General features: G+C 68.7%; 15 protein-coding genes. 7 read left to right on the plus strand and 8 right to left on the minus strand.

Annotated elements, in window-relative coordinates; all coding sequences use genetic code 11:
* On the minus strand, positions 1–1,068 hold a 1,068-nt coding region (locus ACWELQ_RS20425), incomplete at its 3' end, for a beta-ketoacyl-ACP synthase III (protein WP_452398619.1).
* A 113-nt stretch (positions 1,069–1,181) separates the two neighbouring features.
* Here ACWELQ_RS20425 and ACWELQ_RS20430 point away from each other — a divergent pair.
* Positions 1,182–1,766: a TetR/AcrR family transcriptional regulator gene (locus tag ACWELQ_RS20430; protein ID WP_452398620.1), complete on the plus strand. Its 585-nt coding sequence runs from the start codon at positions 1,182–1,184 to the stop codon at positions 1,764–1,766.
* Positions 1,767–1,804: 38 nt separating this feature from the next.
* Positions 1,805–2,242, plus strand: coding sequence for an RpiB/LacA/LacB family sugar-phosphate isomerase (locus ACWELQ_RS20435; RefSeq protein WP_452398621.1), 438 nt, complete (start codon positions 1,805–1,807; stop codon positions 2,240–2,242).
* On the opposite strand, the gene ACWELQ_RS20440 is transcribed toward ACWELQ_RS20435, so the two are convergent.
* The 4 genes from ACWELQ_RS20440 to ACWELQ_RS20455 form a co-directional block, all read right to left on the minus strand.
* Positions 2,243–3,847: an acyl-CoA synthetase gene (locus tag ACWELQ_RS20440; protein WP_452398622.1), complete on the minus strand. Its 1,605-nt coding sequence runs from the start codon at positions 3,845–3,847 to the stop codon at positions 2,243–2,245. It abuts the gene before it with no gap.
* Between the two features lie 34 nt (positions 3,848–3,881).
* The gene (locus ACWELQ_RS20445; RefSeq protein ID WP_452398623.1) at positions 3,882–4,340 is read right to left on the minus strand and encodes a gamma-glutamylcyclotransferase family protein; all 459 of its coding nucleotides are present in this window, start codon (positions 4,338–4,340) and stop codon (positions 3,882–3,884) included.
* Positions 4,337–5,122, minus strand: coding sequence for an MBL fold metallo-hydrolase (locus ACWELQ_RS20450; RefSeq protein WP_452398624.1), 786 nt, complete (start codon positions 5,120–5,122; stop codon positions 4,337–4,339). Before ACWELQ_RS20450 ends, ACWELQ_RS20445 begins: the two co-directional genes overlap by 4 nt.
* Before the next feature lie 89 nt (positions 5,123–5,211).
* Entirely contained in the window at positions 5,212–6,120 is a 909-nt protein-coding gene (locus ACWELQ_RS20455; protein WP_452398625.1) for a hydrogen peroxide-inducible genes activator, read from the minus strand.
* Between the two features lie 113 nt (positions 6,121–6,233).
* On the opposite strand from ACWELQ_RS20455, the gene ACWELQ_RS20460 reads away from it, so the two are divergent.
* The 4 genes from ACWELQ_RS20460 to ACWELQ_RS20475 all read left to right on the plus strand — a co-directional run bounded on the left by ACWELQ_RS20460 (position 6,234) and on the right by ACWELQ_RS20475 (position 9,016).
* Positions 6,234–6,821, plus strand: a complete 588-nt coding sequence (locus ACWELQ_RS20460; protein WP_452398626.1) for a peroxiredoxin — start codon at positions 6,234–6,236, stop codon at positions 6,819–6,821.
* A 44-nt stretch (positions 6,822–6,865) separates the two neighbouring features.
* Complete coding sequence (locus ACWELQ_RS20465; RefSeq protein WP_452398627.1) at positions 6,866–7,405, plus strand: carboxymuconolactone decarboxylase family protein; 540 nt, start codon at positions 6,866–6,868, stop codon at positions 7,403–7,405.
* Positions 7,406–7,531: 126 nt separating this feature from the next.
* Positions 7,532–8,281: an HNH endonuclease family protein gene (locus tag ACWELQ_RS20470; RefSeq protein ID WP_452398628.1), complete on the plus strand. Its 750-nt coding sequence runs from the start codon at positions 7,532–7,534 to the stop codon at positions 8,279–8,281.
* Between the two features lie 42 nt (positions 8,282–8,323).
* Complete coding sequence (locus ACWELQ_RS20475) at positions 8,324–9,016, plus strand: PhzF family phenazine biosynthesis protein (protein WP_452398629.1); 693 nt, start codon at positions 8,324–8,326, stop codon at positions 9,014–9,016.
* Here ACWELQ_RS20475 and ACWELQ_RS20480 read toward each other — a convergent pair whose 3' ends face one another.
* Positions 9,017–9,373: a VOC family protein gene (locus ACWELQ_RS20480; RefSeq protein WP_452398630.1), complete on the minus strand. Its 357-nt coding sequence runs from the start codon at positions 9,371–9,373 to the stop codon at positions 9,017–9,019.
* A 138-nt stretch (positions 9,374–9,511) separates the two neighbouring features.
* Between ACWELQ_RS20480 and ACWELQ_RS20485 the strand changes: the two genes are divergently transcribed.
* On the plus strand, positions 9,512–11,059 hold the full coding sequence (locus ACWELQ_RS20485) for an MFS transporter (RefSeq protein WP_452398633.1): 1,548 nt from the start codon (positions 9,512–9,514) through the stop codon (positions 11,057–11,059).
* 13 nt (positions 11,060–11,072) lie between these two features.
* On the opposite strand, the gene ACWELQ_RS20490 is transcribed toward ACWELQ_RS20485, so the two are convergent.
* Positions 11,073–12,299, minus strand: a complete 1,227-nt coding sequence (locus ACWELQ_RS20490) for an aminotransferase family protein (protein ID WP_452398631.1) — start codon at positions 12,297–12,299, stop codon at positions 11,073–11,075.
* A 103-nt stretch (positions 12,300–12,402) separates the two neighbouring features.
* Positions 12,403–12,930, minus strand: a 528-nt coding sequence (locus ACWELQ_RS20495; RefSeq protein WP_452398632.1) for a DUF5134 domain-containing protein, incomplete at its 5' end; no start/stop codon positions are given.

Consider the following 12,930-nt stretch of genomic DNA (forward strand, 5'->3'; position numbering starts at 1 on the left):
GTCTGCAGCGAGGACGAGCAGTAGCGGTTGACGGTGACGCCCGGCAGGGTGTCGTAGCCGAGCTGGACGGCCACGGCACGCGCCGAAGCCGAGCAGCAGCGCCGTGTCACCGGCCTTCGACTCCCCCGAGCGCAGCAGCTGCTCCATCGCCATCGGGATCGAGGCGGCGCTGGTATTGCCGGTCTGCGCGATATCCCTTGCGACAGCGACACTTTCGGGCATGTGCAGGGCCCGGATGAGCGCGTCGGTGATGCGGCCGTTGGCCTGGTGCGGCACGAAGGCGTCCAGATCGTCGACGGTGACACCGGCCTTGTCGAGCGCGTCGCGGCAGGCCTTCTCCAAGAACGTGACAGCCCATCGGAATACGGCCGCGCCGTTCATCCGGATGTAGGGCCGCACCGTGGTGCCGCCGGTGGCCTCCGCCTCGGCCACCTCGGCGAAGTACTGCTGAAAGTCCTTGTCCTGCTTGATCGCCGCGGTCTGGCTGCCGTCCGAGCCCCACGCCACCGGGCCGATGCCCTCGACGTCCGAGGGTCCCACCACGACCGCGCCCGCGCCGTCGGCGAAGATGAACGCGCAGGTGCGATCGTCCTGGTCGAGCAGGTCGGAGAGCCGTTCCACGCCGATCACCAGCACGTGCCGGGCCTGCCCGGAACGCACCAGGTTGGCGGCGTTGGCCAGCGCGTAGCAGAAGCCCGCGCAGCCGGCCGAGACGTCGAAGGCGGCGGTGTCGTGCATGCCGAGTTCGGTGGCGACCACCGCGCCGGCCGACGGGCCGAGCACCATCTGCGAGGACGTGGCGAGCACGACCGCGTCGATCTGCTGCGCGGTGACGCCGGCGGCGTCGAGGGCGTCCTTGGCGGCGGCGGTGCTCATGCCGACGATGGTCTCGTCGGCGTCGGCCCAGTGCCGGGCCTCGATTCCCGAGCGGGTCCGGATCCATTCGTCCGAGGAGTTGATGCGGTCGACGATCTCGGCATTGGGGACCACCCGGCGTGGTCGGTAGACGCCCAGGCCGAGCAGCGCGGCGTGGGCGACCGGGGTAGCGGTGGCGATCTGGGCAGGCATGCGCACGAGGTCCTTTGTTCCCGATAAAGTTCAAACGGGTGTGAACCGATCGGTTCATCCGGCTAATGTGTAACATGAACCGATCGGTTCACACAAGAGCTGGAGGAATGTGCATGTCGGCGGGACCGCGCGCCCGATTGATCGCGAGCACCATCACCACCGTCCAGGAGCACGGGGTGCACGCGGCCGGTCTGAACGAGCTGCTCAAGCGCAGCAATGCCTCCAGAAACTCGCTGTATCAGCACTTCCCGTCGGGCAAGGGCGAACTGGTGGCGACCGCAGCCCGGCTCGTCTCCCGGATGGTCTACTCCCATGTCAGCCGCATGGCCGACGCCCTCCCCGGCGCGCCGACGCTGGCCGGTTGGGTCGACGAACTGCTCGCCTTCTGGCGCGGCCAGCTCGAAACCAGCGACTTCCGCGCGGGCTCGTTCATGATGGCCGCCGCCCTCGACGAACTCGACCCACCCCTGCAATCCGCCGCCGGGCAGGCGTTCTCCGAATGGACCGCCCGCCTCGCCGACGGCCTCATGGCGGCAGGCATCGAACGCGCCACCGCCTGCTCCCTCTCCGGCTTCATCCTCTCGGTCATCGAGGGCGCGATCGTCCAGAGCCGAGCCCTCAAATCCGTCCTCCCCTTCACCGACGCAGGCACCCAACTCACCGTCCTCCTCCGCCACCACCTCCCCAACCGCACCTGAACGGCCCGCCACGGGCGTCAGCGAGGGATACTGCGGCCATGCGGATTTCGGTGGCTGCGGACGAACGGGCCGGGGTGGCGGATGCGGTGGTCGAGGAGTTGCGGCGGCGCGGGCATGAGGTGACGCTGCACGGGGCGCTTGCCGAGGAGGAGCGGGACGACTGGGCTTGGGCCAGTGAGGCTGCGGCGCGGGACGTTTCGGAGGGGCGGACCGAGCAGGCGGTGGTGTGCTGCTGGACCGGCACCGGGGCGTCGATCGCGGCGAACAAGGTTCCGGGGGTGCGGGCGGCGTTGTGCGTGGACGCCTATACCGCCGAGGGGGCGCGGAAGTGGAATGACGCGAACGTGCTCGCGTTGAGCCTGCGGCTGACCTCTCGGGCGCAGCTCACCGAGATTCTCGATGCCTGGTTCGCCGGGGACGCGAGTGCGGATCCCGGCGATCGGGCGAACATCGAGCACGTGGATCGGATCGGGTGATCAGGACTCGGTGGCGAGATGGGCGTGGGCGGTGCGGAGTTCGCGTTTGAGGATTTTGCCGCTGGGGTTCTTGGGGAGGGCTTCGACGAAGGTCACGTACTTGGGAACCTTGTAGCCCGCGAGGCGTTGTTTGCAGTGGGCGATCACGGCGGCGGCATCGGGTTCGATTCCGGTGCGGGTCACCACGATCGCAGTCACGGCTTCGATCCAGTGCGGGTGTGGGATGCCGACTACGGCGGCCTCGGAGATGTCGGGGTGTTCGTAGAGGACTTCCTCGACTTCGCGGCTGGCCACGTTCTCGCCACCGGTTTTGATCATGTCCTTCTTGCGGTCGACGACCGACAGGTAGCCGTCGGTGTCGAGGACGCCGAGGTCGCCGCTGTGGAACCAGCCGTTGCGGAAGGCTTCCGCGGTTTTGGCGGGGTCGTTCCAGTAGCCGAGCATGGCTTGCGGGGAGCGGTGGACGATTTCGCCGACGACACCGGCGGGGACCGGGACATCGTCGTCGTCGACCACGCGGGTTTCGACATTCAACGCGGGGCGGCCCGCCGAGCCGGGCTTGGTGAGCTGGTCTTCGGGGGCGAGAACCGTTGCCAGCGGGGCGAGTTCGGTCTGCCCGTAGAAGTTGGTGAGCCCGACACCGGGTAGTCGCCGCGAGAGTTCGTGCAGCACTTCCACCGGCATGATGCTCGCGCCGTAGTAGCCCTTGCGCAGCGAGGACAGGTCGAAGCTGTCGAAATCGGGGTGGCGCAGCAGCGAGACCCAGACAGTAGGCGGGCAGAACAGTTTGGTGGCGCGTTCGGTTTCGATGGTGCGCAGTACGGTCGCCGGGTCGGGGCCCGGCAGGAGGATGCTGGTCGCGCCCAGCCACAGGTCGGGCGTGAGGAAGCAGTGCAGTTGCGCGCAGTGGTACAGCGGCAGCGCGTGGACTTCGATGTCGTCGGCGCTCATCCGGCCGTCCACGACCACGCTGGTGTACTGGGCGATGAGAGCGCGGCTGGACAGGACCGCGCCCTTGGGCCGGGATTCCGTGCCGGAGGTGTACATGATCTGGATGGGGTCGTCGTCGCCGACGTGCACCTCGGGAGCGGAGGCGTCGGCGTGTGTCTCCCAGTCGCGCACGTCCTCCCAGCCGGGCGCGGCGGGCAGGCCGCCCAGCCCGATCCAGCCGAACAGCCGGATCTCGCTGTCGCCCAGCTGTTTCACCGCGGCCTCGGCCTCCCCCGCGAGGGCGTCCTCGGCGAGCAGCGCGGTCGCGCCGGAGTGTTCGAGGATGAACGCCACCTCGTCGGCGGTGAGCATGAAGTTGATCGGCACCGAGATCGCGCCCAGCCGCGCCAGCGCGAAGTACGCCAGCACGAACTCGCGGCAGTTGTGCGAATAGATCGCGACCCGATCCCCCTGCACCACACCGCGATCGGCGAGGCTGTGCGCCACCCGGTTCACCGCGGCGTCCAGCTCGGCGTAGCTCTCCCGCCGATCCCGCCAGACGAGGGCGGTCTTGCCGGGTACCCGGGCCGCGCTGCGCCGCAGCAGATCTCCGAGCGCCTGCGATCGCGCGCCCGCCACCGTCGAATCCGTACTCGCCGCCGTGCCCTCGTTCATGCGACCAACTTCTACCGCAGGAATGTGTCCCGCGTCATACAGTCTCGCTGAGCAGGACCAAATCCCGCCGCCACGCAGCGCATTTCGCGGCGTAACGCGGCAGGAGCTCGGCCTCGAACGCGGCCGCCGACCAGTCCTGCTCCTCGGCTTGGGCGGTCCAGGTATACGTCCAGGCGTAGCCCACCCGCTCCCCTGCGGTCACCGTGACCGGCACCAGATCGTATTCGTCGTCCTCGAAGGCATCGAGCACCAGCCACTCTCCGGGGGTGAGCCCGGTGAGCAGGAAGCCGTCGGTCACGCCGCCGGGGGCGGTCACCAGTCCCGGATACGACCGTCCCGGCAAGGCGGCGGCCCGGCGGCCCGGCAACCGTGCGGCCTCCATTTCCGGTACGCGCCCGAGCAATTCGGTGAGCACCGCCGCGAATCGCAAGGTGCCGTAGACGAAGAGCGGATCACTCGCGAACGGACGTTTCCGTGCCCACCGGTCGGTCATCGGCCGACTGTACGCGCCACCCGGGCGAAGGTCCCCGCGTCGTGCGAATTGATGACGGTCACCTGATCCCCGTGCCGCTGGCGCAACTCCCGCAGCCGCCGCTGATTGGCCCGGTACGCCTCGCCCACGATGGCCCCGGTCTCGTACAGCTTCCAGCCGAAGGGCGTGAACGGTTCTTCGGGATGGACGCTGGATTCGGTGACGAAGGAGTCCCCGGCGTGCAGCAGCCATCCGTTGCCGTGGTCGATGGCCACCCCGGCATGCCCGCGCGTGTGCCCGGCCAGTGGCACCACCAGGATCTCCGGCGGCAGCCCCGGCAGATCGCGAACGGCGGTGAAGCCGAACCATTCCTCGGCGCCCTCGACCTCGTTGACCATCCACTTCGGCCCGTGCGACCACTGCGCCGCGCGGTAGCGCAGCTTCTCCGACAGCGTGGGTTTGGCGGTGGCGGCGCGGAATTCGGGTCCGTGCACGTGCACGGTGGCCTCGGGGAAATCCGAGAGCCCACCGGAATGGTCGAGGTCGAGGTGGGTCAGGATGATGTGGCGGACGTCGCGCGGGTCGTAGCCGAGCCGCTGGATCTGGTACACCGCAGTCTCCGCCTCGTGCAGCTTCGCTCCCAGTGCGAACCGCGCGGCACCCAGCATCTTCGAGGGCTGCCGCACCGCGTCCAGCCCGAACCCGGTGTCGACGAGGACCAGCGCGTCCCGCGCCTCGACGAGCAGACAGTGGTTGACCAGGCCGAAACCCATGGTGCCGCAGTTCAGATGGTGAATCCGCATGGCCAGAGCGTTTCAGACGGTCTGGGACGGCGCAACCGCGCAGGTGCCGGTTATGTCCGGCCCGACATGTCGGTGATGTCCGTCCCCGTTCACTCCGCGCGGCACTCGCGAATGATCTCCGCCAGCAGGTCGTAATCCTCGCCGCGCGCCGTGGACGAGCGGAACACCAGCCCGACGGTGCGCCCGGGCGCGGGTGCGGCGAAGGTGGCGATATCCAAGGTGCCGCGCGCGGTTTCCGCGCCGACCGCCATGGCCGGGATCAGGGTCACCCCGAGACCGCCTGCCACGCACTGCACCACGGTGGCCAGCGACGCGGCCCGGGTGTCGCCGACCGCGCCCGGATGCGCCTGCGCGGCCCGGCACAGATCCAGGGTCTGATCGCGCAGGCAGTGGCCCTCGTCGAGGAGCAGCAGCGGAAGTGCGTCCAGTTCGCCGGGTTTCAGGTCGGAGCGTCCCGCCAGCTCGTGCCCGCGTGGCAGCACCAGCACGAACTTCTCGGTGTAGAGCGGGATCTCGACCAGCCCGGCGGCGTCGGCGGGCAGCGCGAGCACGGCCACGTCGAGGACGCCCGAGCGCAGGCCGGTGAGCAGCCGCGCGGTCTGGTCCTCGATGATGTGCGGCACCAAAGTGGGCATTCGCCTGCGCAATTCGGGCAGCAGGGTGGGCAGGACGTAGGGGGCGACGGTCGGGATGATGCCCAGCCGCAGTGCGCCGCCGATTCCCTGTCCCGCCGCGGAGGCGACAAATCGGTCAGCGGCTTCGAGGGTGGCAATGGCCTGCGGGAGTAGCCGTTTGCCGTCGACGGTCACCAGCACGCGGCGCGTACTGCGCTCGATCAACTGGAGCCCCAGTCCGTTTTCCAGTGATGCCAGCGCCTGCGATAGCGTGGGTTGGCTCACGCCCAGCCGGGTCGCCGCGGTGCCGAAGTGCCGGTATTCCGCGATGGCCACGAACGCACGCAGCTGTGACAGGGTGGGCTGATAAGACTGATCAGTCACGCCTATGAGTGTAGTGCGACCGATCACGTTTACCTGTCACGGCAGTTCGGCCAGGATCAAGAATCGTATATAGGTCTCGACACAATCGGTACGACTACATATGAGGAGCAAGCATGGCCCTGCTGACCATCGGCGACCAGTTCCCCGCCTACAACCTGACGGCAGTCATCGGCGGTGATCTCTCGAAGGTGAACGCTCAGCAGCCCGACGACTACTTCACCCAGATCTCGAGCGACGACTACGTGGGCAAGTGGCGCATCGTCTTCTTCTGGCCCAAGGACTTCACCTTCGTGTGCCCGACCGAGATCGCCGCGTTCGGCAAGCTGAACGACGAATTCGCCGACCGTGACGCGCAGGTGCTCGGCGCCTCGGTCGACAACGAGTTCGTGCACTTCCAGTGGCGCGCCCAGCACGAGGACCTCAAGACCCTGCCGTTCCCCATGCTGAGCGACCTCAAGCGCGAATTGGCCGCCGCCACCGGCGTTCTCAATGCCGACGGCGTCGCCGACCGCGCCACCTTCATCGTCGACCCGAACAACGAGATCCAGTTCGTGTCGGTGACCGCGGGCTCGGTGGGCCGCAATGTCGACGAGGTGCTGCGCGTGCTCGACGCCCTGCAGTCCGACGAGTTGTGCGCGTGCAACTGGAAGAAGGGCGACCCGACCATCAAGGCCGGCGAGCTCATGACCGCCTCGGTCTGAGCTTCGATCCTCTCCAACCGCCAGCACTCGCAAGGGAATTCGCCGTGACCATCGAAAATCTGAAGAACTCGCTACCCGAGTACGCCAAGGATCTGAAGCTCAACCTGTCCTCGCTGTCGCGCACCACCGTGCTCAATGAACAGCAGTTGTGGGGCACCCTGCTGGCGTCGGCGGCGGCCACCCGCTCGGCCACCACGCTGCGGGAGATCGCCGAGGAGGCCGCCGACGTGCTCTCGGCCGAGGCGTACAACGCCGCGCTCGGGGCCGCGTCGATCATGGGCATGAACAATGTGTTCTACCGCGGCAAGGCGTTCCTCGAGGGTCGCTACGACGATCTGCGGGCCGGACTGCGCATGCAGATCATCGGCAATCCGGGTGTGGACAAGGCGGATTTCGAACTCTGGTCGTTCGCGGTGTCCTCGATCAACGGATGCCAGCACTGCCTGGAGGCGCACGAGCACACGCTGCGTGAGGAAGGCGTGTCGCGCGAGGTGATCTTCGAGGCGCTGCGGGCGGCGGCGATCGTGGCCGGGGTCGGCCAGGCGGTGGCCTCGACCGAGGCGCTGGCCACGGCGAACGTGTAATCCCCGGAGGGGCTGTACACCTGAGGTGTACAGCCCCTTTCTGGTTTGCCAACAGATTGCTGCAATCGGGTCACCGGTCGGCAACAATGCCGGGATGGTCCGGAATGCCGACCTAGACTCCCCCGCATGCCCCCGCGCTCCCGGACCCCTGCCCGGCGTCGAAGGCGCAAGTTCCTGGCCTCCTCGGCCATCCTGCTGGTAGTCGCCGCGGGCGCGACGGCCCTATGGCTCGACCACCACCGCGACACCGACCCCACCCCGACCCCGCTCGACGGCGCGACGGGCACGGCGGTACTGGACGCCACCCAGGCGCGCGGCGGACTCGACCGGCTCACCGTCGCCTGGAACCGCAATTGGGAGTCCTACCAGCGCAATGCCTTCGGCCCCGGCTGGTCGGGCCGCGGCGGCGAACCGGTACTGCCCGGCGGATGCACCGCCCGCGAGACGGTCATGAAACGCGACCTCACCGAAGAACGTGTGGGAGACGGCAATTCGTGCCTCGTGCTGTCGGGCACCCTGATCGACCCGTACAGCGGGGAGCGCCTGCCCTACGACCGGTTCCACGCCTCGGAGATCGAGATCGATCACGTGGTGGCGCTCGGGGACGCCTGGCGCTCGGGCGCTTCCGAGTGGCAGCCCGAGCGGCGCGAGCGGTTCGCCAACGATGTCGGCAATCTGCTCGCGGTGCAGAAGCAGGCCAATCAGGACAAGGGCTCCAAGACCCCGGATCAGTGGAAGCCGCGCCAGGCGTACTGGTGCGATTACGCGCGCCGCTGGATCAGCGTGAAGCAGCGCTGGGGTTTGAGCGTGCAACCCACCGAGAAGAGCGCCCTGGCCGACATGCTCGACAGCTGCACGCCAGCCACGAACCGATAACCGCCTCCCGCGAATCGATAACTGTCGGTAAGCTCGCGTGGCATGACCGTTCCGGAAAGCGATGGCGCTCAAATCGAAGTCGTGCGCGTGTTCACCGACCCGGCCGGACGCTTCGGCAATCCCCTCGGCATCGTGCGGCATGCGGCCGTCGAGAACGTCGACCATCAGGCGCTCGCGGCCCGGGTCGGCTACAGCGAGACCGTGGTGGTGGACGACGTGGTGGCAGGGCGGGTGCGGATGCGCATCTACACCCCGACCGTCGAACTCCCCTTCGCCGGGCATCCCAGCGTCGGCACCGCGTGGTGGCTCAACGACCAGCAGCAGCCGGTCAAGGTGATCGACGTTCCCGCCGGGCCGGTCGAGGTCAGCCTCACCGACGGCCTGACCTGGGCCCGCGCCCGCGCGGAATGGGCCCCGACCTTCGAATTCCACCAGTTCGAGGACGCGGCCGAGATCGCCACCCTGGACCCCGCCGACTTCCCCGAGGGCAAGCACTACTGCTGGGGCTGGACCAACGAACCGCGCGGTGCGGTCCGGGCGCGAATGTTCGCTCCCGCCATGGGAGTTCCCGAGGACGAGGCGACCGGGGCGGCCGCCATCCGCCTCACCGCACTGCTCACCCGGGGCCTGAAGATCACCCAGGGCGAGGGCTCCCAGATCTTCACCGAATGGGATTCCGACGGCTGGGCCCGCGTCGGCGGACGCGTGGTCGCCGACCATCCGATCCTCATCTAGCTACCGGATCCGCTGTCCGAAGGCGAGGCGGTGGCCGCCGGGGATGCGGAGCACGAAATCACGCAGGCCCCAGGGATGTTCGGTCAGGCCCGTAACGATATCGGCTTCCCGTAACACGCAGTGTGCATGCAGAGCATCCACATCGGCCACGCCGACGTACCCGGCGGTGGTCTCGTTGACGGCGGGGTTCGCGGTGGCGACGATGCCGAGCCCGACACCGTCGCGCCGCAGCAGCGCCAGGCCCATCGCGGGTTCGTGCACCTCGACGGTGAAGCCGAGGACATCGCGCAGGAACTCGACGGTGGGGGTGAGATCGGCCACCTCGAGGTTGGCCCGGTAGCTCTCGAATTCGACCATTTCCGCAGGGTACCGCCGGTGTGCCCGGGAAATTGGGTTGCGAAGCTGTCGGTGGGCGATGAGAAGGTGGACTCTCCGCCGTCGTTAACGGCAACAGCTCATTCGCTATCGGAAGGACGATCCGTCGTGGACACCGTCATGTCATCGACCGCGCTCGCGGGGTCCGAGCGGGCGGGCCGGCGCGAATGGATCGGCCTCGCGGTACTGGCGCTGGCCTGCCTGGTCTATGCCATGGATCTGACCGTGCTGCATCTGGCCGTGCCGGAGATCAGCGCGACACTGCATCCGAGCAGCACCGAACTGCTGTGGATCATCGACGTGTACGGGTTCATGCTGGCCGGTCTGCTGATCACCATGGGCACGCTCGGCGACCGCATCGGCAGGCGACGGCTGCTGCTGTTGGGCGGGGCGCTGTTCGGGGTGGTCTCGATCGTGGCGGCCTTCTCCCCCAGCGCCGAATTCCTGATCGTGTGCCGGGCGCTGCTCGGTATCGCCGGGGCCACCATCGCGCCCTCCACCCTCTCGTTGATCTTCAACATGTTCCGCGATCGGCGGCAGCGTTCGCTGGCCGTGGGCACCTGGGTGAGCGCGTTCTCCGCCGGTGGCGTGGTCGGCCCGCTGCTGGGTGGCGTTCTGCTGGAACACTTCTGGTGGGGTTCGGTGTTCTTCCTGGCCGTCCCGGTGATGGCGCTGCTGCTGGTGCTCGGTCCCCGCGTGCTGCCGGAGTTCCGTGACGCGGAGGCGGGCCGCCTCGATCTGGTCAGCGCCGCGCTCAGTGTGGTGGCCATGATCTCGCTGGTGCTGGCCATGAAGCAGGTGGCACAGGACGGGTTCGGCACGATCCCGCTGGTCGCGGTCGCCGTTGGCCTGGCAGCGGGTGCGTGGTTCGTGCACCGGCAGCGCACCCGGCCGGATCCCATGCTGGATCTGAGCCTGTTCCGGCTGGGCGCCTTCCGAACCTCGTTGGGCATCAATGTGATCGCCATCTTCGTGGCCTTCGGCTATTTCCTGTTCGTGGCCCAGTACTTCCAGCTGGTGCTGGATATGACGCCGCTGGCCGCCGGTCTCGCCATGGCCCCGTCCAATATCGGCTTCATCATCGGCTCGCAGGCCGCCCCGCGCATCGTGCGGGTGGTCCGCCCGGCCTATCTGATCGGAGCCGGAATGGTGCTGGCCGCCATCGGATTGGTCATGCTGACACAGCTGTCCCTGCACGGCGGCCCCGCGATGGCGGTGATCGCCTCGCTGCTGATCGCCCTGGGCCTGGCCCCGGTGTTCGGTATCACCACCGAATTGATCGTCGGCTCGGCTCCGCCGGAGCAGGCCGGTGCCGCCTCGGGGGTCTCCGAGACCGGCGCGGAACTCGGTGGCGCGCTGGGCATCTCGATCCTGGGCAGCATCAGCCTGGCCATCTACCGCGGCGATCTGAGAGACACGCTGCCGCGCAACGTGCCCGGCGCGGACTCGGTCCGGGAGACGCTGGGCGAGGCAGTCCAGGTGGCGGGCACGCTGCCCTCCGACCTCGGCGACGCGGTGCTGGCGGCCGCCCGCGCGGCCTTCGTCCACGGCGTCCACATCACCGCCGGTGTCGCGGCGGTCGGCGCGATCGCGGTGGCCGTGCTGGCGGTGGCCAAGCTCAGGCATGTGCCCGCCGGAGAGCTATCCGGCGGGCACGACCACGCCTGACAAAGCCCCGTGATCAGCCGAGAGCGGCGGCGAAGCGGGCCGCCATCTCCTCGACCTGACTTTCGGTGATGACGAAGGCCGGGGAGATTTGGAGGGCACCCTGGCCGGCGGCGCGGGTCGAGATGCCATGGGCGCGGAGGGTTTTCACCATCGTCAGAGCCTCGGCGGGGTCGGCGAGTTGGACGGCGGCGACGGCGCCCAGGCCGCTGCGCACCTCGGCGACGCGGGGGTGGTCGGCCAGCGGGGAGAAGTGCTGGTGCAGCAGCGATTCCAGGTTCTTGCTGGCGGCCAGGAGGTTCTCGCGCTCGAAGATGTCGAGGTTGGCCATGGCGGCGGCGGCCGCACCGGCGTGGCCGCCGTAGGTGTAGCCGTGCCGCCACCACACGCCGCCCGCGAAGAACGGCTCGGCGATGCGGGGTGCGATGAAGACCGCGCCCATGGGGACGTACCCGGAGGTGAGGCCCTTGGCGGTGGTCATGATGTCGGGTTCGAGGCCGAATCGTGAAGACGCGAACCAGGATCCGCCGATGCGGCCGAAGCCGGTGACGACCTCGTCGGCGACGAAGAGGATGTCGTTGTCGCGGCAGATCTGACGGACCTCGGTCAGGTAGCCCTCCGGCGGCAGGTACACGCCGCCCGCGCCGATGATCGGCTCGGCGAAGAAGGCCGCGATGCGGTCCGCGCCGACCTCTTCGATGAGCGCGGTCAGGCCCTTGGCCTGATCCCATTCGATGGTGCGGGTGTCGGGCATGAACACGCCCGTGTAGCCCTCGCCGTTGACCGGGATGCCCGCCAGCGAGGTGCCGCCGACGTGCATGCCGTGGTACGCCTTCTGGCGGCCGACCAGGATGGTCTTCTCGGGGCGTCCCATCTCCTGCCAGTAGCGGCGGGCCAGCTTGGCGGCGGTGTCGACGCCGTCGGAGCCGCCGGAGGTGAAGAAGATCTTGCTGCCGGGCACCGGCGCGAGCGCCGAGAGCCGTTCGGCCAGATCGCGGGTGACCGGGGCGGCGAGGTCGCCGAAGTTGGAGTAGTGCGCGACCTGGGTCAGCTGCGCGGCCACCGCGTCGGCGATCTCGCGACGGCCGTGACCGATATTGGCGAACCACAGTCCGCCGGTGGCGTCGAGATACTGGTTGCCACCCTCGTCCCAGATGTACGCGCCCTCGCCGCGCGTCACCACGAACGCACCGTCACGTTCGACCGCGCCCATATCGGCGAAGCCATGCCACAGCGAACCCATCAAGCACCTCCATCACCCGGCACCGGCCACACCCAATCGGGCGAACCGACTCAACCTCTCTATCTCACCATTTCGACGGTGATCAGGTCGAACGGCCCCCGGGTCAGGCGGCCGCGGCGGCGACCAGCATGTAGGCGGTGCCGAGATCCATCACCAGGTGCGGGATGGCGGTCAGCGATCCGGAGGCGCCCATGGTGTGCGGGAATACCCGTGGCAACCGGGTGCGCAGCGCGGGCACGCCCATCACCAGGGCGTCCACCACGAACAGGGCCGCCAGGGCGAGCATCGGTGCGGGCGCGGGCCCCCCGTGCCCGCGCATCACCATGCCCCCGTGCGACCCGTGCCCGCTCATCGCGTACAACATCGCCGCGGCCGTCACCACGTGATACGCGAACGCGCCGACCTTGCCTCCCCCGCTGTCGACGCTCCCGATCACGCTGCGCCACCGCAGCATTCGCTCTCCCAGCACCAGGGTGTACACCACCACCATCGCCGTCAGCACCCCACGCACCGCGCGCGGGTCCGCGGCCACCGGAAACACCAGCATTCCCAGCATGACCAGGCACATCATCAAGTGCGCGGCATCCGAGCCCTGATCCGCGCTGTCACCGGCCCCCGCCCGGCCCTGCCC

This window comes from Nocardia sp. NPDC004722 (genome assembly GCF_053601505.1).